The 25,097-nt window shown below is 34.4% G+C and carries 26 protein-coding genes; 3 read left to right on the top strand and 23 right to left on the bottom strand.

Annotated features, from left to right (window positions below; all coding sequences use genetic code 11):
- Positions 1-757 precede the first annotated feature (757 nt).
- The 11 genes from JOC49_RS11570 to JOC49_RS11520 all read right to left on the bottom strand — a co-directional run bounded on the left by JOC49_RS11570 (position 758) and on the right by JOC49_RS11520 (position 10,033).
- The gene (locus JOC49_RS11570) at positions 758-1,312 is read right to left on the bottom strand and encodes a hypothetical protein (RefSeq protein ID WP_204665201.1); all 555 of its coding nucleotides are present in this window, start codon (positions 1,310-1,312) and stop codon (positions 758-760) included.
- A gap of 351 nt (positions 1,313-1,663) precedes the next feature.
- The gene (locus JOC49_RS11565) at positions 1,664-2,647 is read right to left on the bottom strand and encodes a hypothetical protein (RefSeq protein WP_204665200.1); all 984 of its coding nucleotides are present in this window, start codon (positions 2,645-2,647) and stop codon (positions 1,664-1,666) included.
- Positions 2,648-2,801: 154 nt separating this feature from the next.
- The gene (locus JOC49_RS11560; protein ID WP_204665199.1) at positions 2,802-3,323 is read right to left on the bottom strand and encodes a GNAT family N-acetyltransferase; all 522 of its coding nucleotides are present in this window, start codon (positions 3,321-3,323) and stop codon (positions 2,802-2,804) included.
- Positions 3,324-3,514: 191 nt separating this feature from the next.
- Entirely contained in the window at positions 3,515-3,676 is a 162-nt protein-coding gene (locus JOC49_RS11555; protein WP_204665198.1) for a hypothetical protein, read from the bottom strand.
- 119 nt (positions 3,677-3,795) lie between these two features.
- Positions 3,796-5,169: a hypothetical protein gene (locus JOC49_RS11550; protein WP_204665197.1), complete on the bottom strand. Its 1,374-nt coding sequence runs from the start codon at positions 5,167-5,169 to the stop codon at positions 3,796-3,798.
- Positions 5,170-5,270: 101 nt separating this feature from the next.
- Entirely contained in the window at positions 5,271-5,960 is a 690-nt protein-coding gene (locus JOC49_RS11545) for an Abi-alpha family protein (protein WP_204665196.1), read from the bottom strand.
- Between the two features lie 105 nt (positions 5,961-6,065).
- Entirely contained in the window at positions 6,066-6,386 is a 321-nt protein-coding gene (locus JOC49_RS11540; protein ID WP_204665195.1) for a hypothetical protein, read from the bottom strand.
- A 182-nt stretch (positions 6,387-6,568) separates the two neighbouring features.
- Positions 6,569-7,273, bottom strand: coding sequence for a hypothetical protein (locus tag JOC49_RS11535; RefSeq protein ID WP_204665194.1), 705 nt, complete (start codon positions 7,271-7,273; stop codon positions 6,569-6,571).
- A gap of 125 nt (positions 7,274-7,398) precedes the next feature.
- Positions 7,399-8,493 carry a DGQHR domain-containing protein gene (locus JOC49_RS11530; protein ID WP_204665193.1) on the bottom strand — a complete coding sequence of 365 codons (1,095 nt, stop codon included), beginning with the start codon at positions 8,491-8,493 and terminating at the stop codon, positions 7,399-7,401.
- Positions 8,494-8,495: 2 nt separating this feature from the next.
- Complete coding sequence (locus JOC49_RS11525) at positions 8,496-8,969, bottom strand: hypothetical protein (RefSeq protein WP_204665192.1); 474 nt, start codon at positions 8,967-8,969, stop codon at positions 8,496-8,498.
- A 179-nt stretch (positions 8,970-9,148) separates the two neighbouring features.
- The gene (locus JOC49_RS11520) at positions 9,149-10,033 is read right to left on the bottom strand and encodes a hypothetical protein (RefSeq protein WP_204665191.1); all 885 of its coding nucleotides are present in this window, start codon (positions 10,031-10,033) and stop codon (positions 9,149-9,151) included.
- A 185-nt stretch (positions 10,034-10,218) separates the two neighbouring features.
- Between JOC49_RS11520 and JOC49_RS11515 the strand changes: the two genes are divergently transcribed.
- Positions 10,219-11,193, top strand: coding sequence for an Abi family protein (locus tag JOC49_RS11515; protein WP_204665190.1), 975 nt, complete (start codon positions 10,219-10,221; stop codon positions 11,191-11,193).
- A gap of 207 nt (positions 11,194-11,400) precedes the next feature.
- On the opposite strand, the gene JOC49_RS11510 is transcribed toward JOC49_RS11515, so the two are convergent.
- The 11 genes from JOC49_RS11510 to JOC49_RS11460 all read right to left on the bottom strand — a co-directional run bounded on the left by JOC49_RS11510 (position 11,401) and on the right by JOC49_RS11460 (position 22,106).
- Positions 11,401-11,556 carry a hypothetical protein gene (locus JOC49_RS11510; protein WP_204665189.1) on the bottom strand — a complete coding sequence of 52 codons (156 nt, stop codon included), beginning with the start codon at positions 11,554-11,556 and terminating at the stop codon, positions 11,401-11,403.
- Positions 11,557-11,609: 53 nt separating this feature from the next.
- Positions 11,610-12,110: a tyrosine-type recombinase/integrase gene (locus tag JOC49_RS11505; protein ID WP_204665188.1), complete on the bottom strand. Its 501-nt coding sequence runs from the start codon at positions 12,108-12,110 to the stop codon at positions 11,610-11,612.
- A 161-nt stretch (positions 12,111-12,271) separates the two neighbouring features.
- Positions 12,272-13,672: a hypothetical protein gene (locus tag JOC49_RS11500; RefSeq protein WP_204665187.1), complete on the bottom strand. Its 1,401-nt coding sequence runs from the start codon at positions 13,670-13,672 to the stop codon at positions 12,272-12,274.
- Positions 13,673-13,691: 19 nt separating this feature from the next.
- Positions 13,692-15,119, bottom strand: coding sequence for a M20 family peptidase (locus JOC49_RS11495; RefSeq protein WP_204665186.1), 1,428 nt, complete (start codon positions 15,117-15,119; stop codon positions 13,692-13,694).
- 9 nt (positions 15,120-15,128) lie between these two features.
- Positions 15,129-15,788 carry a homoserine kinase gene (locus JOC49_RS11490; RefSeq protein ID WP_204665185.1) on the bottom strand — a complete coding sequence of 220 codons (660 nt, stop codon included), beginning with the start codon at positions 15,786-15,788 and terminating at the stop codon, positions 15,129-15,131.
- 9 nt (positions 15,789-15,797) lie between these two features.
- A complete protein-coding gene (locus tag JOC49_RS11485; protein WP_204665184.1) occupies positions 15,798-16,520 on the bottom strand; it encodes a DUF5058 family protein in 723 nt (240 codons plus the stop codon).
- Positions 16,521-16,530: 10 nt separating this feature from the next.
- On the bottom strand, positions 16,531-17,844 hold the full coding sequence (locus tag JOC49_RS11480; protein ID WP_204665183.1) for an AbgT family transporter: 1,314 nt from the start codon (positions 17,842-17,844) through the stop codon (positions 16,531-16,533).
- Complete coding sequence (locus JOC49_RS11475; RefSeq protein ID WP_204665182.1) at positions 17,822-18,490, bottom strand: GntR family transcriptional regulator; 669 nt, start codon at positions 18,488-18,490, stop codon at positions 17,822-17,824. The genes JOC49_RS11480 and JOC49_RS11475 overlap by 23 nt, the downstream gene beginning before the upstream one ends.
- Positions 18,491-18,603: 113 nt before the next feature.
- Complete coding sequence (locus JOC49_RS11470; protein WP_204665181.1) at positions 18,604-19,497, bottom strand: hypothetical protein; 894 nt, start codon at positions 19,495-19,497, stop codon at positions 18,604-18,606.
- A 9-nt stretch (positions 19,498-19,506) separates the two neighbouring features.
- Entirely contained in the window at positions 19,507-20,706 is a 1,200-nt protein-coding gene (locus JOC49_RS11465) for a hypothetical protein (protein WP_204665180.1), read from the bottom strand.
- Between the two features lie 11 nt (positions 20,707-20,717).
- Positions 20,718-22,106, bottom strand: coding sequence for an MBOAT family O-acyltransferase (locus JOC49_RS11460; protein ID WP_204665179.1), 1,389 nt, complete (start codon positions 22,104-22,106; stop codon positions 20,718-20,720).
- Positions 22,107-22,289: 183 nt separating this feature from the next.
- Here JOC49_RS11460 and JOC49_RS11455 point away from each other — a divergent pair, with 183 nt between their 5' ends.
- Positions 22,290-23,087 carry an SH3 domain-containing protein gene (locus tag JOC49_RS11455; protein WP_204665178.1) on the top strand — a complete coding sequence of 266 codons (798 nt, stop codon included), beginning with the start codon at positions 22,290-22,292 and terminating at the stop codon, positions 23,085-23,087.
- Between the two features lie 66 nt (positions 23,088-23,153).
- Positions 23,154-23,777 (top strand): type 1 periplasmic-binding domain-containing protein, encoded by a 624-nt coding sequence (locus JOC49_RS11450; RefSeq protein ID WP_204665177.1) that lies wholly within the window; start codon positions 23,154-23,156, stop codon positions 23,775-23,777.
- Between the two features lie 267 nt (positions 23,778-24,044).
- On the opposite strand, the gene JOC49_RS11445 is transcribed toward JOC49_RS11450, so the two are convergent.
- On the bottom strand, positions 24,045-25,097 hold a 1,053-nt coding region (locus tag JOC49_RS11445), incomplete at its 5' end, for an RNA-guided endonuclease TnpB family protein (RefSeq protein WP_204665176.1).

Raw genomic sequence — 25,097 nt, 5'->3', positions numbered from 1 at the left:
AAGTCATGAATCAATTAGAGACCCTTTTTTCTGACAGAATCGCTGCTCACTTAAAATTTTAAATCAAACTTTACACAAAATTCTTGACAGGTCCTTTTCTGTTCCTCTTCAGATTTCCCATAACGTTCTTACCGTTTTAGCCGCCTCAGTGGCTAAAATGGTGTGTTATGTGCCGTAACCTCTGTGTCTTCTCAACCTAACTGAAACCTAGAGATAATTTCCACGCCTGGCGAAAATAAAGATTACATCATAGTAGTTGTTGCATTTCGTCTAGCCGTAGCGACTCTAACCGAGCTTCCTCAGAAGCGATCATGAGACGATTCAACCTTATAAGATACGATTGATCATCACGATTCTACTTGTCTCGAAGTTTTCATCCAATCATGACTTCTAAAAACCCCTGTTTTCAGAGGGCGTGTAGACTCATAGCCAAACTTCGATGAACTGGACACCTTAAATCTAAACCTCGAAAAACCTAAGACCTAAACAAATGACTCAACATTCTGTAAAAAATCAATTTATTTACATATAAAAACCACAAGCAGCCCAAAATTTATGGCATATAACGTTCCTCGTATCCCCGTCGCGAAGTGATGGGGATACGGTGTTATACGATGCTCGCATTACTCCTTTTCGTTTCTGAATTCGCTCTTTAAACGATTTTAATATATTCATAATGTTTTATTATAAATGCCAATATTTCATCAACATCATTTTGATCTGAATTTAATTCTTCTTTGTTATTGCTAATTGACTTTTAGTTCGCTTTTTCAAGATTATAATCTAACTCAGAATATTTAACTCCATTTTTATAAGATAATATTATTAATGAATCTAAATTTTCATAATCATTATAATCTAGAATTTGATACCATAAAGCATTACTTTCACCTATATATATGTTAGGAATTATTTTAGATTGTTTTAACTGTAGCTCAATATAATCTATTTTCTCTTTATCTATTACACCAAATAGAACAGTTTCACCTTTCTTTTCATTTTTCATTGGGATATCTATAACACTAAATCCCTTTTTATTCACAAATTCGTTAATTCCTTGAACACCTGTTATTTCTTCTTTATATCCAAACAGAGATTTCACGTATTTAGTATATGAAATGTCTCCACTAAATTGACTATAAAAAACAATTGGATTTCTTTCTGAATCAATAATTTTCAAAATACTAATTTCATCATCACTATTTAACTTAATCATAGCATTTTCAAATGAATTTTCGACTCTAACAATTAGCATTATGATGATTACAGCTGAAATTAAGCAAACTATACTGAATATTTTTGTTTTTTTCACAGCCCCTCCTTTGATATATGTAAATAATTATAGCGATTCCATAAATTCATTAGTAAAATCGCAGTTGAATTACACAATAATTACTTCCTTGATTCTTATCATACATAAATATAATTTTTAAGTATTCTAACTTTCTTCTAATTCATTCATCTTTAGACTTGTTTTTATAATATATCTTTATCGCATGTTTTTATAGTAAAACATTTAGCTCAGTACTTGAATTAATTAAGTTCCACTTATTAATCAATTCACATTCTTACCAATAATCTTACCGAGTTTCGTATAACGTTCAGCCGTTCCCGTCACCTCAGTGATGGGAATGGCGTGTTATATGACGTGAGTTATAAAACTCTATACTTGCCATAAGTAAACAGTATATTTTCCCATATTTTCAAATCCTTTTGAAATGGCCAAATTGTAATCTTTAATATCTTCGCAAAAGAACATCATTGATTTTGTATCAGCATGTTGACTATTTTCTATTCCATAGATCAACAACAATTCTCTTAATTTTGTTGAAGTTAATTTAGGCTCTATATTTAAGAAATCTTGATCTTTCTCTAATTGATCACTCAGACCATAGATATCTCCAACTCCATCAATTTCACGTATGAAGATACTTCCTAGTATTTTGAAATTGTCTTCGGACACATACCAAACGGCTACTATAATCCGAAAATCATGTAAATGTTTCTTTAATCGTTCAGAAGTCCAATAATAATTTGGATATGCAAGATCATGATACTTAAAATAGGACCTATACACTTCATTATGTTGTTCAAGAAATTCCTTACGTTTAAGTTCCTCTTTAAAATCATAGATTCTTATCGATCCATTAAGTATTTGATGATCTATAGGAATAATAAACTTCTGAACATCTTCAAATTTGAAGTTTGTTATATACGTTTCTTCTAAGATTTCAGATTTTTCTTTTCCAAAATAAATCACAGCATCAGAATAATCGCTATTTATTCCGCAATATATTTTCTTACTATTAAAACCTAAGTTCTTACTAATAAAATTCTTAAACAACTCCATTGCGGTATAATAAGAAATAACAGTATCATTAATATAGATTCCTTTATCCCATGAACCAATATTGTCATCATCTCTAAATACTAGTGGAAACAATGCTACAATTTCACAATTCATAAATATTCCAATAAGATACAGACCTTTTTTATCAAAAAATCTTGTGAAAATTTCATTAAGTTCATCGTAGTTGTTATAATACGGAAAATAGAAATACTTTTGTTGTGATGCAATTGGCCATGCAAAATTCAACGCCAAATCTAACTCATTTTTTACTAATAGTCGTGTTGTATAATTCTCCATGTTCTCTCCTCATGTCATATAACGTCCCCGTGATTACCGAAGTCGCATCTTTTCACCGTTAGGGGAAAAGTGGCGCAACACTTGCCGCGCAAGTGATGTGACATCAATGCGATTTTGGTAATCAGCGTGTTATGTGATGTGCTATTGTCCATGTTTATCTCAGTTCACTTTTCAAAATACTAAATCTAACCCGATCGATATACTCTCCTCTTCTAAATCGATCTTCTCTTAAAATTCCTTCTTCAACAAAACCTATTTTCTTATATGATTTAATGGCTCTCTCATTATCTTTATCTACCCTCAACCATATCTTATGAAGATCGAGTTTTTCAAATCCAAAATCCAACATTTCTATTATTGCAGCACTACCATATCCTTGTCCCCAATAATCCTTATTACCAATTGTTATGCCTAGTTCTGCATTGCTATTAACTTTATCAAAATTCTTAAAATCTACCCACCCAATATGAATATTATCTTTAGTTAAAATTGATTTTTGCAAATATCCATTCGTTCCATCAATACAAGTCTGTATCCATATTGTAGTTTCTTCTTTTGTAAATGGTGGATATTTATCTGGAACAGACAAGAACTTTATTACCTCTCTATCCAATGACCAATTATACCGATCTTCAACATCATTTATGCTTAAGTCTCTTAGTTTTACTTTTGGCATCTTAATTTCTCCTGATTTTTTTCGTTCTCTCAATTATGTTTTGCAATAGCATTTCACATAACGTTTAGCCGTTTCCGTCGCGAAGTGACGGAAATGGCGTGTTAACTGAAGGTGTTTATCTCTTCAATTTGTCTTTTGATCTTAAATGTCTTTTGACCTTAATCAGCCTTTGATCTTAATGGTTTTTGACTCTAATTGTCCTTTGACCACTCTTCGCCTTTATCCCAAACTTTGTTATCTTTCATCCCAATTCCCATAATCAATTCAACCAGAATTATGTATAGAATGAAAATCGGAATAAATACCAGTAGTCTTTTATTCTTCTTTAAAATCTCTTTGTTTTTCATCATCATAAAATTCACCTCTATACCTGAGATATGATTTGCTTTTCCACACTTTCAGTTAACGTTCTTTGTAGTCCCGTCGCTTCAAGTGACTGGGACTACAGTGTTAGCTGACGATAAACTCCTTCTTAATCATTATCATCAATGTATCGAAATAACTCTTCAATTGTAAGCGCTACTTCAATAGAAACTTCACCTTCTTCGTCTTCATTATCCCAATGTGGATTAGGATAAATGAGAGTCATAAATGTTGTAGATTTTTCTTCTATTTGCTTTGACAAAGCATCATTGGAATTCCCTGAAATCTCCATGTATAGTTCAATTGTATTAATGATTTTATATATATATTCTTTATACATATGAGTATCGGAAATGTATTCAATGTAATCAACTCCACTTATTTCTTCATTTAATTCTTCTCCATTTATCAATTTGCTTCCAAACTCATAATCTCCATTAATATTTTGATTGAAATAGTATTCTCCAATTATTTCTCTTATATAATCTAAAATATCATCAAGCATTCTAATGAATATTTCATCAATTGAGTCTTTTAGTCTTATATACAAACTCCTTATTATGTCAATTTCATTTGCTGAAATTGAATTATCAGCAGATCTAGAAATAAATAATTTTCTTACTAATTTATATTCCAATTTGCTAATCTGATTAATAAACTCTTTATAGTCTGTTGTATGCATAGATAAAAACTGTGCTTGCTCTTTCGAAAGTAATAAAGTACACAGCTCGCAATGACCAACATACCCAATCTCTTTACCACTTTCTAATATTGTTCCTGTTTTTATAAAAGATTTATTCGAGCAAAATGGACAATCTACATACACGAAATCAGTGTTTCGCTCTTTAAAGTACTTTGATATTATATTCGTATCTAAGGATGTTTTATTTTTCATTATTGATTGTGATAACTCAAATCCATCTTTTAACTCAACAAATACTTCTAATGCCCATAAATCTGTTCTTAAAAGTAAAGGTTTAGTATTTGACTCAATACTGTTAGCTATTAAAAATTCTTTAAACTCAGAAATTTCACTAAAAATGTTAATAGTAGTTGGTAAGATTAAAGCAATCAAGTGTTCAATTTCATGTTTTGAAAACTCATATTCGAAATGTGTCAAACTGTTTCTATAATTATTCAATGTCTTAATTTTATTGTATTCTATTTCGGAAAAGTCCACATTGTACAATACCAAAACTGCGTTTAATGCATCTATAAATTGGATCGTATTGTGATTATTTTTTATCTTCTTTCCTAATCTTTCTTCAACATTCTTTCTAAATACATCTTCAGGAGAAGCATATACTAAATATTTATTCTTTTTAAGGACTAAGTACTTTAATAAAGTTTCAAGTGCATGATGAAAATTTATAACAATATCTTTAAGTACATACTCATATTCCTTGTCACTTATTTTGTCTAAATTGTTGAGTTTTGTTATTGCTTTTTTAAATGAATCAAGCCCATTATCTAAAAGTTTCATGAATGCTACCTCTATTTTTTATTGTTTTATTATTGTCAGCTAACGTTCTTACCGTTTTAGCCGCCTCTGTGGCTAAAATGGTGTGTTAGACGATGGACATATTACACTAGATAATTCTTTAAAGTACAAGCCTCATACACTGTTTTTCCAAGAAGTGTAGGTATAACAACATCAAAATGTTCTTCTCCTGACCATGTTAAACAAAACTTTAAGCAACCTATTCTAGATAAATTACTTAGTGCCAACTTAATTTGTATATCATTAAGTTTTATATCGTCGTCATCTTCCTTTATTTGTATTGGTGCATACTCTGGTAAATATCCTGTTTTTACACCCTTATTAAACATTTCTTCATAACTGTTCTCGTATATTTTTTCTAAAATTATTGCATCTAATGAGGTCATTTGCTCTAAAATAGATATAATTGAACGAGTTAAGTTAAAGTCATTTTCAGGATTGGTACTATTAACTAACAATTTTGCCCACAAGTCTTGTAAATAGTCATCATCTTCTAATGTTGAAGCTTCAAAAAATGGGATTGCTAATTTCATAGGTATTTGCTTATATTCATCTTTTATACAAAACTTTATCCGAAATTCATCGGCTTTCTGCATTAGCCTAACTTGTCTTTCCCATCTCATATACTTTAATTTATCTTCGAACATGCCCATTGTTTGTTCTAAGGACCCATCAACATGTTTTGAAATAAATTTGGCGAAATTTAAAACCAATTCTAAAGCTTTGTTTGTAGTCTTAGCAATTTCTTCTGCTGTTTTCATATTTTGTTCCATATAATTCTCCTCTATTTATTTTCTTCCGTCTAATGTTCTATATGTTCGTCGATGGAATCAATTTGAATTTTTGTGTGTTTATTGTTTTTTTTGTGTTCATTTCTTTTATGTTTCATTATTTTTTAAAACTATAAATTTAATCAAAATTATCGTACCAATTATAGCAAGCAGGCTTAAAACTATAATCCAGTTTGAAATAATCAACTTTATTAATATGATAAATAAGTATGTAATCGACCAAATCACAATTGTTGCAATTAATCTCACTATCCAATGTATTAGTGATCCATATTTTCCACCTGGAGATGCATCCCAAGCTAATTTAAATGCAATCAAACTGATAATAAAAATTATAATATACTCATATATTACTGGTATCGGAAGACCTAGTGGGTCAGTTAAAATATTGAACAGAAATTTGAACATTTGACCTCCTATTAATATTATTTGATTAGCTTCTGTTCTTTATTACTTCATTCTTATTAATGAAAATCTGTATGGATATATTCAATTTTAATAATATATAACGTGCTTTTTTTCTGTCGTCTAACGTTCTTTGTAGTCCCGTCGCTTCAAGTGACGGAGACTGCAGTGTTAGATGAAGTTGTTTAATTCTCTTTAAGTAAAACTGTCCCAACCAAAAATATTTTATTCCAAATTCTAATTTTTATTATTGAAGAAATATCATCATATGCTTGGTATAACTCAATTTTGATACCTGGTTTTTCAAGTACTTCAGTATAATTTCCGAATATGTTATTTAATTCATTATAAGCTTCTTGTTCCAGTACAAGTACTTCTACATCATAATTCTCTTCAATATAGACATTATTTTTTATATAAAAAATTCCTCTTACAATCTTTGTTCCAAATGCGATAATATCATCTTCATGAATAAATACGGCAGGTAATTTCGATTGATTTGGATACAAATAAAAATTGCTTAAATTTGGAAAGATACCTTCAATATTTTTATCAACAAATGTAATGCTATTTATAAATCTCTTTCTTTCATTTAATCTAGATTTATAATCCTTTTCATTCTTTGCACTTGTTGGGTCCATTGAACGAATCATTTTTTCATATATACCTTGCATTTCGGTGTCATCTCTTCCAATTGATGCAACGAATAGTTTCTGTAATCTCTTCTCAATTATGCTTAATTTGTTATTACAATTAAAACAGCTTGGGACCTTCCATTTATTATGTATTTCTTTATCTTGTGGATACCACGATTGCGGAAATACATGATCCCAAGTAACATTTTCATTTTCTTCTAAACAATGAACGCATTTTTTTGTTTTAGGTTTCATTTTCTTTTATGTCCTTTCAATTTCATCTAACGTTCTTACAGTCCTCGCAGCCTTAGTTGCGAGGACTGTGTGTTAGCTGAAGTTTGCTATTTACTGTACACTTAATCTAGTAACTAGTCTCAATTTTATAATTTAGTCAAACTCTTCATATCCGTATACAATTTTAAGGCTAATCCAAAACTTGATCCGGAATACTCTGTATTGTTTATTTTTCCATTAAGTTTTTTGAGTGGAAGTAAAATTTCTTTAATATCATCATACTTAAAGCTACCCCCCTCTTGAGCTTTTTTATAAACATCCAAAAATAATTTCATAATTGCTCTAATTCCTACTGATTTTAACAAAATCGAATTTGTATCATCCCAATCTATTGATAACACGTCACTCAAAACACTAAAGTAAACTAATAACAATTTATATGCTCTATCCTCTAATTTTTTTGAGTAATAAGTCCAAAAGATATATTTATCGTCGTTTATTTTTTTAGTTTTTTCATAGCTCAAAATTGCATTTGAAAATTCATTATTATATAAATAGCTTTTAATTGTATGATAATGTGCTTCATTGTAAGTTAAACCAATAATTTCAGTAGTAAATGCATAGAATGACAATGTCTGTTTTATTTTCATCGTTCCTGATTTTTCGTCTCCATACATTTGAATTCTATTTTTTAGTGGTGAATCTAACTCATAAACAAATCGCTTTGCCAGATTGACTGCAAATTTTTCAGGATTGTATACGAAGGATTCTGATTCCAACTCCAATCTTAATGATGCATTAACTGGTTTTTGTGTTGAATTTACAGTCCTAAAAATTTCAATCATCTTGTCTGGGCTTAGGTCTATATAAACAGAGGCAGGTATATCAAAACTCCTAATGCTCTTTTTAAAAGCAGCAATTCTATGTTGACCATCTATAATTGTAAAAACATCTTTACTATCGGTATTTAAGTAGAAATAATCATTGTTAATCTCATAACTAATATTTTCATTTAACTTTAAAATAACTGAATTGGGAAAAGTAGCATAATCTGTATCAATATATTCTGCAATTAAGTTACATCTATTGTTGTCTAATTGGCGTTGCATACCACTAGTATCACTATTATTTTCTATTCGTCTTAAATCTACATTTGAAATTTGTTCTAATTTTTTACCATCTATTTTTAACATATAATATGTTCCGAATTTATTAGCAAACTCTAATATCTTAAATTGCATTTCTATACCTCCATTCCATCAACTTGATTGTCAGTAATAACATTATTTGTTGTCTTCATGCTTTCTTTGTATTCTTTTCGTCTTTGACGTAATCTTGATAACTCACTGAAATCAATTAATGTCCAAATTATACAAATAATAATAGAAATAAAATAAAAAAATAACGGAAAATCAAAAGAAAATATAGCACTTTTTAAAGTTATACCTGAAAATACAATAAAAAATGATAACACTAGTAAAATAACTACTTCTACATATTCAAATATTTTATTCGATATTTTATATCCTAAAACAAAAGGTATTAATGTAAGTAGAAATGCATATAATGCTGCTTTCAGTGGTAGTGCATTCCCAACAAACAAATATATGAATATCTCTAAAAGTGGATAGATTATCATAATCATTATTGTAGTTGTCGACGGGATTTTTATTGCTTGCCCAATATCAATCTTCAGTTCTTCATAAACTTTTTTCATTTTTGTAGCTCCTTTTTTTGATTTTGACTAAATACTTCTTATCATTTTAATATTCTTAATGCAATCAGCTGGTCTAATTAATCTCAAATTTCAGCTAACGTTCCTCATGTCCCCGTCGCGAAGTGATGGGGATATGGTGTTAGACGAAGGAATTTATATTCTATTTTCTTTCAATATTATTACTGAATATTGTGAGATTTTATAAAATAATTGCTTCCAATTTTAACTATCGTCAATACAGGATCAGTTTTACGGTCTCCATATAGTTTAATAGTATTTCCCTCAACAACAACCATTTTACATCGAAAACTTGCTGGTCCAAAATCGCTAGTGTAGTTATAATAAGCATTAGTACTTTCGAGATATATTAGGTCATGAAAATCAGTTTTAGAGAGCTCATCAAGATTTATTCCAGCGTAAGTACTAAACAAGATTTGAACTAAATCTCGTTCAAATCTATGAATAGGAACAGGTAATTTATTCATGTTATCTTCTCCATCAAAGGGCCAATTAGGATGTTTTGATAACATTTTAATTTCTGGAAGTTCATTTGGAATAATTCCAATCGGAGAATATCTCAGAAACTTACCTAAGTCAATATCTTTAATGTCATTATAATATGATGCAAAATAACCACTTAAAGGATTTACAATAAAAGAATCCATATAATTGTAAGCTGGTTGTAAAAGAAAATTGATGTCAGCAATCTGTGATTCCGAAATATTTTCTCCACTTTTATAGATATCTTCCCATATGTAATTCCAATAATATGATAAGTTATTTAGCATTAAATCATATTTCAAGTCGTTAAATCTCTCTTCCATTTTTTCTTCTTGTTTAACTAGCTCTTCATTTTTGTCTTCTAATATTTTTACATCCCAGTTTATTGCCTCAACTTCTTTACTTGATTTTTCTTGCAACATAGACAAATCAGAGATTTCATTTTCATATTGTAAAATTCTATCGTTATTAGATATAATTTTACTTTCATAATTTATCTTTTGAAATAGAAATGCAATTATAATCACAAATAATATTATGCCTATAATTATTTTATTTCTCATCCAAATCCATCCCTTCTTGTTTTATGTACTTTTACAGTGATTTCTCTATTTGAAATTCTTTCAGCTAACGTTCTTATAGTCCTCGCAGCATCAGTTGCGAGGACTATGTGTTATAGGAAGTTCGTTTAACTGTTCCGATAGCCCATAGTATTAATATCTGCTATAATATTTTGGGAGGTACATATATGTCTAAAATCATTGGTACAAATGCACTTATGAAACATCTCAGAGTAAAACATAACGTAAAAATTAAAGGTTCATCACATAAGCAAAAACTCCGAACTTTTGGGTATTATCATGGATATAAGGGTTATCGTTTCATAAGAACCTCCACTAATAAAATTACCTTCACAAGTTTTGATGAAATAATTGCCTTTAATCAATTTGATTTAGAACTAAAAACATTGTTTTATCCTTCTATAATGTTTATTGAGACTGCTTTGAAAAATTACGTCTTAGAAGAATTGCTGAAAGAGGCACGATCAAATAGTTTTGAATCTATCTTTGATGAAAACTTAAACTATTATAAGACCTTTTCCTCAAGTGATTCAAAGTACAAAAAAGAATTACAGAAAAAATTGCGTTTAAGAAATCAAATCTACAGTGTGTTATCAAGAGAATATAGTAATGAAAGAAAAATAGTGAAACACTACTACCATTCAAATAAGACTCTCCCTATTTGGGCTATATTTGAGTCTATTAGCATGGGTGAATTTGGAACATTCACATCTTGCTTAGATAAAACAATAAAACAGTCCTTGTCATTATCAATAGGGTTAAATCAATCTTGCGATACTGATGCTCGACTGACTGAAAAAATAATTTTTCAATTAAAAGATCTTCGAAATGCTATTGCACATAATGATGTCATTTTTGATACAAGATTTAAGAATAGCTCTGCCAGCAATGAATTGAAGCAATGTTTAATGTTTGATACCGGAATTAGTGATATAACATTTAATACATTGACTGATTATTTTATACTAGTTATATATTTATCGAAATTATTCAAAGTATCAAAAACAGAACTTACACGTTCTATTAATCAATTCGATTCAATCATAAATACATTTAGAACTAAAGTACCAATTAGTGTTTTTCACCGAATTTTTGAAACAAATTCAAAGAGAAAAATTTCTTCATTACGATTATATCTTTAGTATTGTATATAGTGTTATATTCTTGTATAATAGTGTTAGGAAATGCGGTGAATGTCTTCGGACTACACCTGAAAGAGCTGGATGCGTCTGGTTCTTTTTTTATTTTTTTGTTTTTCGAATTTCCTATAACTCGTCTCTTCCTGTATCATTTCAAAAATAAAGTACCCGTTCATAGAGTTTACGTTTAATTTCACGAAAAAAGACTATCTACTGGTCTTCCGTCTCCATAACGCTCTCCAGTCTCTCCAACCGTTGATCAATCCTCTTCAGCGTCTTCAATACCACATACATGAACAGTGGAATTGCCAAAATCAGTCCCAATACAATGAATAAATTTACCATTTGGAAAATAAACGTAAACATACTCGGCCTCCTTTATACATTCAATTTTAACCTGTATTTGTTATATTTTTATTTTAACATATTATTTGTGGTATTAATGATGCGAGTTGCATTATTGAATGATAATTCAGAAAATATGAGGTCTTTTTACTTATTCCAGGCGATCTAGTGGATTCAAGAAGATGCGTGGCAAAGGAGTGCCTCATGCTGTGAAAGGAAACGACTTTGGTGATGCAAGCCCTGGTGCAGGCTTGTTCAAATACTTTTTGGAGTGTCCTTTCTGTAATTGGGCCATTTCGCATGGGATTTTCAAACATGTATTCTCTAGGAAAATAGAGTTTTTTGTAGTGGTTCAGTTGAATGATCAATCGTTCGGACAGGGATGTAATGCGATCTTTTCTGCCTTTGCCTTGTTTGATCAAAACCATCCCCAGTTCATAATCTACATGTACATTGACTTGGGGGATCAATTTAGGCTTGGTATAGGGATTGATTGTGGATTTTTTCTTTTGAACAGATGGGCTCTTCTTCAGTAAATCTTGAATTCTATTCTTAAGGTCCATTAGGTCATTCATTTTACATGGTGGAAAGGTCCAAACCCTTTTATCTGGATTCCACTTACCTCCACCAATTTCTCTGAGTGCTTTTACAACATTCTTATTGTAATCAGATGAAGGGCTCTATGAAAACAAGCCCCTGATTTTATTCACAACAACTTCGACCATCTTACACCTCACTATTTCCTAATACGATTGCTGTACCACAAAAGCAGTTTACGGACAATCAATCCAAAGACCACTAAGACCAGAACGCAAAACAGCAAAAAACCAGCAGTCAACAGAAAGTACATATTCTTATCCAAGGAATTCTTAATTTTGTCCGATGTCGTTATTGTTTCCTTTTCATAAAGTGTAAATTTGAAATCTTCTTCAGGAAGCGTCTCGAAAGTGCCAACATAGATACCATCGTTTCCCTTTGTTAATGGCAAATTGCTTTCCAAGACATAAGGATAAGCTTCAGACGGTGTAATTCGAATGGTTAAATCTCGAAAATCTTTCCAGTACTTAGCAGGATGTAGAAAGTAAGTATAGGTATACGTAGGATTTACCGTTTCTCTCCGGTCCATGCTCCCCAGTGTGGCGTATCTCACTTCAACTGTTTTTTCTTCCATAGAGTCAAATGGGACTTCATATGCAATCAGTACGTAACGGGGTGCAATCAATGCACTTGTAAGGTCTTCTTCATTGACAAATGAGGTCTTTTCCAAGGCTTGATCCAAGGCTTTAAAATAAACGGTCTCGCCATATAGATTCCTATCCGCATCAACAAAATCCATTAAATAGGCTTCAATGTCCATTTCCACCACTTCAATGTCAACCCTAAAATCGGTGACTTCCGCAGCATCAGATGCGCCACTTTCAAATCCTTTAACTGTAATTTCAAAGGCTTCATCAAGGCTGTAGATTTCCATGGTTCTCTTTTCCTTATCCACCCAAGTTCCCACGCTAAACGCATTGGTCTCTTGAGTATATGCGTAACTGTTAATACCTTTGGTAAGGAGCCTTGAATTTGCCATATCAGTTGAAAAATTTGCCTTTACATGCAAACTCTCTTCCCGATCTGTTTCCAGATGAATCCTATAAAGGGTACCCACTTCTCCATACTCAAAATTCTCTGGCTCATATTTTTCTTCTGAAATGGACTCAAGGATTTCCTGGAGCTCGATGGATTCTTGGAAGTCTCCGTTAGAATCAATGGACCCAACAAGGTCTCCATAATGGATTTGATACTCGATGGGGGTTCCATCCACCAAGACTTGAACCGGGTATTCCTCAATTCCCCACATATTTTTGATAAAGGGGAAAACCATTTTGCCGTTAATCCGGGTTTCACTGGTGTTTTTCATCCGATACTGAGCACTTACAGCGCCTACAAGGGAATAATCACTCTGTTCGTTTTCTGAGAAATCGAAATGCAAGTCTTCTTCTATCACGGCAATCGGCGTTGATTCGTCTATGGTGATTATGGAAAATCCGGGGTACTGGAACCAGGTTACGGGTCCCGAATTCCCATAGACCGGACTTCCGCTTATAATCAGTGTCAAAATGATCAGTAGTGATACTTTCCATTTGTTCACAAGTCTCCTCCTAAATTTTCTATAGTTTCTTCATCAAATTCTCATAAAACTGAACTGTGGAAACCAAATTGTCTATCCGGATTCGTTCGTCATTGCCATGGATTAACCCACGTTCTTCACTTGAGAGAGGCATAGCAGAAAACCTCAAAACATTCTCTGAAATTTCACAAAAATGCCTTGAATCGCTGGCAGCAAGCATGAGGTATGGTGAAACAATTGTATCTGCCCACGTCTCGTGTATTGCACCCTTTACAGCCTCCCAACCTTCACTTCCAGTTGGAGAAATCGGTGAAGCTTCTCTGGATTCAACAACTTCAATTTTTATATCTGAATTGCCAATAACCGATTCAACATAGTTTTTGGCCGTGTTCACCGAATCACCAGGCATCAGTCTAAAATTGACACCCACTTCTGCAAAAGGTGGCAGTACATTAAAAGCTTTACTGCCTTCCATTTTTGTAACAGCTGTGGTGGTTCTAATCAAAGCGTTCATTTCGCCAGCCTGTTTCGTGAAAAGTACTTTCAACAGAGGCGAAAACAACCACAAATTTGCAAAAATAATTCGATACCCAAATGTGCTGTGACGGCCCAACACTTTAAACATTTCAACAACAGGTGGGGTCAATCTGGCCTTGAAGGGATTTTTCTCCAAGTTCACAACCGCTTTCGATAAGGCACCAACCAAAGAATGTGCTGGCGGTGCAGACGAGTGACCCCCTTTGCCGTCCATCATCATACGAATATCCATATACCCTTTTTCACCAGTCCCAATTACGGCTACAGGTTTCGCGACACCAGGGAAAACATTTTCTACAATCGCCCCTCCTTCGTCCAAAACCAAAGCCGGCCGTATGCCTTTTGATTTCAAAAATGCCACAATAGCAGGTGCAGAAGGGCCACTAATTTCCTCATCTCCAGAAAAAGATAAATATATATCGTTTTCTGGAACAAATCCCTCTGAAATCAAAGATTCTGCAGATTCCATAATGCCACAAAGTGTCCCCTTTGTATCCAGTGTTCCACGCCCCCAAATATAGGTCCCGTCTACTTCGCCTGAAAATGGTGCTTTTGTCCAAAGGGCTTCATTACAAGGCACTACGTCATAGTGCGACATTAATACCGTTACATTTTGATCGCTCTTGCCCTTCCATTTATACAAAACGCCTGTTCTTCCGTGTTTAGAAAGCTCACAGGTTTCATGAACTTTAGGATAAAGTTTTGTAAGCAACTGCTGAAACCTATCAAACTGGCTAAAATCAATTTGACTGACGTCATCATAAGATACAGTTTCCACTTGTATCAATTGAGAAAGGTGGTTGGCAATTATAGTGTCATCTTTGGGTTTCCCCTCAAATACTTGATTTGGTTCCTTTTGAGGTTTAAACAGCATGGCTCTCACCAATAGTATACCAGCAAATAGTGCCAATCCAATTAATAAATAACCCATATCCGCCTCCTATAAAAGTCCTTTTTTATACATAAATCTTGCCATTCCAATGGCAATGAGTGCGCCAACTGGTACCAAAACAGATACTGAACTGGCCAGCGACGGCACCGCAACAAATAAAACAATCATAAAAATAAGTGGCGTAATGGCAATTTTCCAATTTTTACTCACATATACCACAGCAAGGCCACCAAACAAGGCCGGTAATATATTGTCAAAGGCCGGTTTTAAAAGATCTGAATTTAAAATTGGTGTAAGTGGCGCCAAAAGAAATACACCCATAGCAATAATGGCAACCGTTACAATGGATGACACCGCTATGGCAATGGTGGAAATAAGTTCCCCTTCAAGCGTTCCCTGCTTCACTTTGGCATTTTCCATGGCATACAGGGCACAAGGCACTTTTAGATTCGTCAGGTTGCCCGTTACAAATGCCAAATAAGCGCCTCCAGACCCAAGCATTGGTGTAAAGGTAATTACTTCAATAACCGCCACAGTCCAAAAAATAGGTGCGACACCTAAAAGACCTTTAGCCACAGCAGAAAGCGTCGGCCAAGCATCATAATAAGTACATATAAGCGTTGGAACCATTAGCATCATAAAAAGTGCAGTCAGCATCCATATGCGTCCATAAACATGAATTTGTGCTTCATAAGATTTTTTTCCCATACGTCCCTCCTATCGAACCACTTGGGTAATGAAAACTGCAAATGCCATACCACCAATAATGCTAAAGGGAAGGGCATAATCTTCAAGCCATTTAAGTTTGAATTTTTTTATAAACAGACCACACACCGACATCACACCAGCCGAGAAAATTAAGACAAAGACAGGAATCCAACCTCTAATCCCTTCAGTGACTGTGGCAAAAACAACACCAAGAAAAGCAGAAATCATTCCCATGAAAATTGCCGTCATAAAATGTTCGCCCCAGACCTGGTCCCTTTTTTTAAGCGATACAATCCCCCCTTGAATTTTCTTCAAAAATAATGGGATTAAAATCAAACTGGGAATAATGCCAAGTGTCATTACCCAAACAATTGTTGTATAGGCTGTTGGACTTTGTATTGCCTCTGTAACAGATACGCCAACAGTTGATGCTGCTGAAGCTGCTGCTGTCAATTCATAGGTTAAGGCCCCCAGTATACTAAGCCTTAACCAAGGCAGTGGCAGGCCCAAAAACTTAGACAAGGATATAACCCCAAGAAGTATAGAAATTGCCGGTGCCACAGTAAAAGCCGCGCTTGATTTCATTGTTCTCTTTAAGACTTCAGCGTCTATACCAATTCGCTTGGCTTCCACCAAGGCTTTATAAAGAAAATAGGCTGATTGCATCAAAACAAATACAATTACTGCACCTGCTACAATAAATAAAAAAACACTGTTTAAGTCGAATTGCATACGTACCCCCTTATCCCCCATATCCGATTTGATAGCCAAGCCACAGCCAAGCCACAGAAAGTATCAATAGGATTACCTGTATTGGCAAAATAAATTTCAACCATTTCCCATAACCAACACCCGAAATTCCCAGTGCTATGAGCAAAACTGCATTTGTAGGGTATAAAACATTGGAAAATCCATCTCCAAATTGAAACGCCAAAACGCCAAGTTGTCTAGAAACACCAATCATGTCCATCATTGGCACCACAACCGGCATCAAAATAAAAGCCTTGGCACTCCCCGATCCAATAAAAAAATTAAGCCCTAAAACAGATACAAAAACAATCAATATAGATGTAAAAGCTCCATAATTTGTAGAATTTTCAGCCATAGCCTCTAATATAATTTCCAGTAACGCACCTTCTACCATCAAATGCTTAATCCCTGTCGCAAGTAAAATTAAAACAATTGCAGGTGACATGTCCACCGCGCCCTTTAAATAAGTCTTAAAGACCCATCTCAAACTGCCATTTGCCATCATACCAACACCAAGTCCAGCGATAAGAAAAACAAGCGCAATCACAGGCAAACTAATATCTCTTAAAAAACTTACAAATGGAGAGGCTGTAATAAAAATCGCCATGCCCACCATTAAGGCGACAAAAAAGACATAAGCATTTTGAGGCACATGTGTCTTAAGCAGATCTGACAAGTCGTCCTCTTCAAGCACAGTGCCCTTAATGTGTTTTGAACGGGTCCATAAAAACGCTAACAATACTGTATAAACTGTTGCAAAAACCCCCATTCTCAATAGAGCGCCCGAAAACATAGGTAGGTCTGCAAGTTGTTGGGCCACGCCGATGGTAAAAGGATTTGATACAGCTGCAGCGAATCCTAGGCCACATGCCAAGATACTAATGCCAAGTCCAGTCAGGTCATCCCATCCCATACGTTTAGAAAGCAATATCATTAGAGGCACAAGCGGAACAACTTCCTCAAACACACCTACAAATGCCCCCATGCTCATGAACAGAAGCACCAGAAGTGCCATCAATAAAAAAGACTTGTCTTTAAACTTTAAAACCGTAGCCGAGATAACACCTTCTATTAGGCCCGTTTCTTTTAAAATATGTATAGCGCCCCCAATAATCAACAAAAAAATGGTTATGGCTATAATCATTCCCCCAGAATCGCTGCCTAGAACAAGTATAGAAGCCAGTGGCCACGCCCAGTTACTGTTGGCACCAGGAATCACATAAAGTGAAATTCCAGTTACTATAAAAAGTACCAGCAAAATAACAAAGGCGCTTATAAATGACTTAACGGCTGGATTTAGCTTCATCTTCGCACCTCCTAATCCAATGAACCTCTATGATTTCAAATAAATTTTCCACATATTCTTTGATTTTTTCCACTTCCCTCTCTTGAACTGCAGCATCAATTCTATGCCTATATTTTTGATAGTCAACCTCAGTTTCAGAAAGTAAAAATGTGCTTACATTGACAATGCCTTTTTTAAATTCATTAAAAAGCATTGCATAAATGAGGTTTTCCGACGCCATGGCATAATGGTGCATCCATTTAAAAAAATCTTCATTTTCAGTAAATAACATATTCTGCTTGTAAGGTTTTGTGAATTCATGCTGATTTTCCAAGAGTACATGCAATAGGGTATCCTTCACAAATGTCAAAATGGAATGATGAATGGAGACATCAATTTTCCATTTATACATTTCATATAAGGCTTCAAACAATTCCAATTTTCCAAATTCACGATAATCCATCACCCGCACGCCTTGTCTGGGTATGATTTGAACCAATCCCTTACCCTCAAGCCGAATCATTGCCTTATGGACAACCGGTCTAGAAACGTTCATTTCTTCCGCTAACTCCCGTTCAGGTGGGAGATAGTTTCCAACAGTATAGTCACCTGCCAGAATGGCCTGTATTAGCACTCTTTCCACACGTTCTTCTGCTAGCAAACGCAAAAATGGCCTCCTTCCTCGTGGTAATACCACGACTCTTGAGACCATTATAATTTAAGTTTTAACATAAGACAAGTAATTTTCTGAAAATTCAGTCATGTTGAAAAGTTGACCCTTTAGTCAATTCCACCAATGCGTTTGCGATGCACAACTCTATGCACTGAATCAATCCCAACATAAGACACTTCAACAAATAAACTGTCGTAATCTTCGGTAATTTCAAGCGTGTCTCTATAATGTATAAATTGACCTTCTTCACGCTCTTCTGGCAATGTCCAAAACTGAACAAGTTTTAGATCCTTGTATGCTTGAACGGTAATCTTATAAATGGCATAATACATCTCATTCGGATTATAAACGTTGGAATCAAGCAAGGTGTGAATAAGACCATTTTCCACATCTACATCTATCGCCCCACCTATTGGTTGAAAAAAGGGATATGAAAGCTCATCCATGTAAACATAGTACGTGTCAGAAACGCGCACTTGGTCGCCATTTTCAACAGATATGAAGTAGGCCAGCGTCGTCGCATATGGCGCCTTACCGCCCGTCTCAAAGGACAAGTTTCCTGTTGAGATTGGGTTGATTTCAAAGTCAATGATGGGAGAGATTGTATCAATATCCGTAAATTCATAGGCATAAATACCAGTTCCATTTTCTGAAACGTCATATGTTTCAAAGGCTTCTGAATAAAAGTCTTTTATGTGGAAAGTCACCTTGCTGTCTTTTTCAAATTCTTTCAGTTTGAATTCAAGTTTAAGTTTTGGTATTTCGTCTTCAAATAAAATTTGTGGCCTTATGGGTTCTTCGTACCATTCGTTATCTTTAGCAATTTCATTTACAAGGTTTTCAATTCCATAAATCTGACTAAGGAGCCTACTTTCCTGAGTGTTGATTTGACTGTTTAACCTATCAATTTTGCTTCTTAGGTCATTGGTATTGTAAATTGAATAGACTGTTGTAACAAGTAAAATAATTATGAGCCCAATTATAAACCGGTTTTTTTCCATGTGAACACCTCAGTTCTCCAAAATATTTCCATTGCCCTCTTTCAAAATAATTGCTTCATAATCTCGTATGCCTATAACAATATCAGGTTTATAAAGCTTAACATACGCCGCCAAAGTCATCTCATTATAATGTCTAAGGTCTATGGTTCTCATTTCATCAAAACTATAGTAAGCCAACACCTCTACTGCATTTGTAAAACTGTCTCCATAGATCAACACGCTTGGCAATTCAGGCCGATTGGTCTTTATAACCGTTTCAGCAATGTCCCCACCCATATAGAGGCCATACAAAACGGGTTCAAATTCAGAACTTGGCATATAATAAACTGCTGGAGACGTTTCAAGCCCATTGTCCATCCGTGTGAATGCTATTGGGTCTTTAAAAGATGCTACTTTAAGCGGTTCATCAAATCCATATAAGTTTAAAAGTTTACGTTCCCGTGACCCAATATAAGTATTGGGCAAGTCTACAAAAACAATGTCTTCATCTGAAGGAAATACAAGTTCATGCTGGGTCTGCTCATTAATACGCATCACAATCTCCTTGTAAGTGGAAAATGCACCTTCAAGTCCATAGTGATTGTCCACTAAGGAGCCAAAGTATTGAGGCTTACCCATTGATTCCATAATGTGTCCCATGTCTATGAAATTCACACCTTGGCTGACCATTTCTCGTGTAAAAGCTGATAAAACCGTAGCCGTATAGTCGGCTCTGTTTTCTAAGTACCATGGATACCGATCTTCAAAATAGGCATATTGGCAAGGCACACCCACATAATAAAAAGTACCTCCATACGCTCTAACCACAGCATCAAATTCAGCCAATCTACCCGTAAACTCAATGACTTCTTTTTCCAAGCTGTCCGCGTCAAAAAATGTATGTCTTAATTTAGGCAATAAAACGTCATCCCTTACCACAACATCGTTTACAACTGGCCTTTTTAATAAATGTAAATCCACTAACGTCTCAATTTTGAGCAGTGTTGTCCTAAGTGCAGTATGATCGGCCAAATATGATTCCAAATCTTGAAAATACTGGCCCTCTAAAAATCCATTCTTTTCAAGTACAGGTCTTTGCTGTAAAGATCTGTTTTCAAAATACGAATAAGTCTCTTTAGGTTTTATAACAGTTACAAGCCCACCTATTGTCATAAAAAGCATAAAGATCAAAATGACCAAGACATGCACAATTTTGTTTTGTTCTTTCATTAAAATGCCCCTTAAAATCTAAAATATATAAACGGATTAAACGAGCCCACAGCAAGTTTTAAATACCCAATAAAAAATACCGCAAATGCAAACCCAGCCGATAACCACAGAGGTATCCTTTTTTGTATTTTATTGTAGATTGGAAATACACCAACACCAAAAAGAATCCATTCTGGTAAATACTGACGGATATAGTAAACTGTTCGGCCATCAAAAATTTCATTAACGCCAACACCAAACAGAGCACCTGCATATGAAATTGCACTGGTCAAATCTGGCGATCTGAAAATGACCCAGCTTAAGATTACAATCAGCATGGTGTAAAGGTGTTGAACACTATGGGGTAATTTTTCAAGTCCTTCACCCCATATAAATTTTTCACCAAGTAAAAACAAACAAAACCAAATGCCCCATACCACAAAATTCCATGCTGCACCATGCCATAAGCCAGTCAACAACCAAACAACTGAAATATTTCTTATATTTTTCATAATGGTGCACCGATTTCCACCAAGTGGTATATAAACATAATCTCTAAACCAGCTTGATAAGGAAATATGCCAACGTCGCCAAAATTCAGTTATGCTCTTTGAAATATATGGATAATTGAAATTTTCTAAAAAGTGGAATCCAAACATTCGGCCCAATCCAATTGCCATATCTGAATAGGCGGAAAAGTCAAAATAAATTTGCGCAGTGTATGCAAGTGCCCCTACCCAAGCAAGCGACATCGTCATTGTCCCCATCGAACTTGCAAAAATTCCATCTGCAATCTCGCCTGCTGCATTGGCGAGAATCATTTTCTTCCCAAATCCCAGCATGAACCGTATAATCCCTTCAGAAAAATCTGAAAGTGACTCGTGTCTCAAGTTAATTTCATCTGCAATGGTTGTGTATCTTACAATTGGTCCTGCAATCAACTGTGGAAACAAGGCAATATATAGCATCAATTTTAATGGGTTTTTTTGAACATCTGCTTTTGTCCTATACACATCAATCACATAAGACATACTTTGAAAGGTGTAAAAGGAAATACCAATTGGCAATATCACTTGAATTTCTGGAAAACGGTCACTAAACTGTCTAATGATTTCAGATAAAAACCCAGCGTACTTAAACCATCCCAAAAGTACCAAGTTACCTATAACCGTTAGAGCCAGAATACTTTTCCTTTGGGCCTGACGCTTAAAATAAGTGATCCCAAGCCCACCCAAGTAATTAATCAACACAGAAACCAGCATTAAAACCAAGTATTTGGGCCCACCAAAAGCATAAAAAAACAAACTAAATCCCATAAGGATAAAGTTACGAACCCCTCTAAATCGCTTTGGAACACAAAAATAACAAAAGATTAAAGACGGTAAAAAAAACAAAATAAAAGTAACACTCGTAAACAGCATATATGCACTCCCTCTACAGATACAATTGTACTCTTTTACAATTTTAACTTTTTATCACGCAAAACGCCACCTAAAAAAATCATTAATAAAATAATATCGTTAAGTAAATAATTTTTTTGCATCGCTCTTGTTAATTGTATACTATATAATTAATAGTAAGAAAACATTGAAATGGAGGAAATTATGAAGAAATTATTGATAATGCTACTATTTGTTATTGTCTTTTCGATTGGGTGCGCAAAAGATTCCCAGCAAGAACCAACCGATTCTACAAGTTCAACTACTGAAGACGCCCCTCCAGTTGTTGTCGTGGAAGAAGAACCCGTAGAAACAACGGTTTATGTCCGCGTATTAGCAGATGCTTTAAATGTTAGAGAAAGTCATAGTTTAGGAAGTCATGTAATTGGTGTTTTAAAAGAAAATACCATTCATGAACGTTTAGAAATATATGATGCAGGCAATGGCAAACAATGGTATAGAATTGAAACAGAGGACTATATTGGATGGGTTGCTGGCTGGTATTGTATGGACAATGACGCCTACGAGGATAAGGTCTTAAGAGCAAATTTACTGGCTGCATTTGATGGGGAAATTCCTTCCGTAAAAGGCGCGTTTAAATCCACGTATGATGAAATTAAATCACTTTATAATAACAAACTTGAGACCACAAACTATTGGGGTGGTCCTGGCCTTTATAATGATTCAATCCTATATCTATTTGACGATGATGGCCTTATCCTTATTTCCGTGGTACCAGAAGTCAGCATTTATGGCGTTGCACCCGGTTCAACTTTAGAAGAAGTAAAAACGCATTTGGGAGAAGCTGATTCTGAAATTACAGTTGACGATCCTGAAGGGGAAGGTCTATATGACGACGGATCCCTTGTAACATCCTATATTACAGGTTCATATGTGGTGAAATTTGTTTTTGACGAAAATCAGATACTATCAAGAATTGAACTTTCAAAACACGTTTTATAATTGGTGGCGTTAACTGATTCTTTCCAATACTTTTAGGGTATATCAAACCTATTGGAGGTGAGCGCTATGAAAAAAATCACAATCCTCACTGTTATTTTTTTATCAATGTATTCATGTTTCGCATTGGGGTTTTCTGAACGTGTCTTAGAAGAAAATAAACTCGCAAGCAAAAATGTATTATTTATAAGCGCATATTCTCCAAGTTTTGAAACTTTTTTCAATCAAGTTGATGGTATAAAATCTGTTTTTGATGAAAAAAACATTACACTTGACATCGAATTTATGGATAGCAAAAGATTTTATACACCAGAAAACATGAAACACTTTAAGGATTCTATTTCCTACAAACTAAAAAATTCGGCGCCCTATGATTTGATAATTGTTGGAGACGACAATGCCTTGAATTTTGTGGTTGACAATAAAAATCTGTTTGATGGTTTGCCAATTATTTTCTTGGGAATCAATGACGTGGATTTTGCAAAAGAGGTTAGTGCAGACAGGAATATTACTGGCATTTATGAATCTGTTTCTTTAAAAGGAACCATCGATTTGGCGAGGACACTCACACCCAATGCCAATCGTGTGGTTGCATTATTTGATACCACACCGACTTCAAATGCCATTAGAACACAATATTCGGTCACACCCTCTCGTTCAAAGAGGGCTTATCAATCGTTTTTGAAAACATAAATCAACCTATCTTTTGCCTATACGATTTTGGCCTAGACAATGGCCTTATTGGCGGTGAGATTGTTTCCTTTTTCGAACAGGGTAAAATTGCTGCTGAAACTGCATTAAGCATTTTTAACGGAACACCTATTGAACAGATAGGTGTCATTGAAAATACACATCGTGACATACTCCCACCACTTAAGAAGTGGGGGCTTCTCGTTCGAATAGCCTAATGGCTACAGCATAAGCGAGCTATCCCCGTGTGCCCCACGGTTCTTTTATAATTTATGCTGATAATATACGCATACCTTCGTTTCTAATATTGATGCTTGCATTATAGTCTCGATCTACAATTAGACCACAGTGCTCACAGTGATAGGTGCGCTCTGAGAGTGATAAGGTATCCTTTATTTGACCGCATCCACTGCACATTTTTGAGCTTGGGAACCATTTGTCGATCTTTATAAGTTGCTTTCCTTGCTCTTTCAGTTTGTAATCGAGCATGGATGTGAACGCTCCAAATGAATTGTCTGAAACGCTCTTACCAAAATTGAGTGCTTGTGACATGCCTTTCATGCTAAGGTCTTCAATACATACTGCATCAACGGCATTGGTTATCTGCCTCGATGCTTTGTGCAAGAAATCCGTTCGCTGATTCGCTACTTTTTCATGGAGTTTTGCGACCTTCATGCGTTGTTTGTTTCTGTTATTACTGCCAATTTCACATTTGGATAGCTTCCTTTGTTCTTTTTTCAGTTTTTCAAGCGATAACCTGTAATAGCGTGGATACTCCGCTGACACACCATCCGATGTTATAAACAGTTCTTTCATTGAGTAATCCAAGCCTAAAAATGATTCTGGTTTTACAGGCTCTATGTCCTTATCGTATTCATACAGAATGCTTGCAAAATACTTTCCTGTTGGTGTTTTGCTGATTGTTACTGATTTTAGTTTATAATTTTTAGGTACTTCCCTGTGTTGTTTGATTTTAACTGCTTTTAGCTTTGGAAGTGTCAGATTACCATCTTCTAACTTTATATTTCCGTTTACGCTGTTGGTTGTATAACTTCGATGGTTGCTCTTTCTTGATTTGAATTTTGGAAATCCAACCGATTTATCTCGAAAAAAATTCTTATAGGCTTTGTTCAAATTAAGCTGTGCATTTGCAAGGGCTAAGCTATCTACTTCCTTTAGCCACTCAAATTCTTTTTTGTATTGAGCAGGCGTATTATTCAAACTTTCGCCAGTCTCTTTATAGTACTCAATCCGATCTGATAGCATTTTATTATAGACAAAGCGAACACAACCAAATGTTTTGGCTAGAAATATTTCTTGCTC

Source organism: Fusibacter tunisiensis, from assembly GCF_016908355.1.
GTDB lineage: Bacteria > Bacillota > Clostridia > Peptostreptococcales > Acidaminobacteraceae > Fusibacter_D > Fusibacter_D tunisiensis.
The sequence above is the reverse complement of the archived record's forward strand: the minus strand, read 5'-3'. Positions and strand labels throughout refer to the sequence as shown.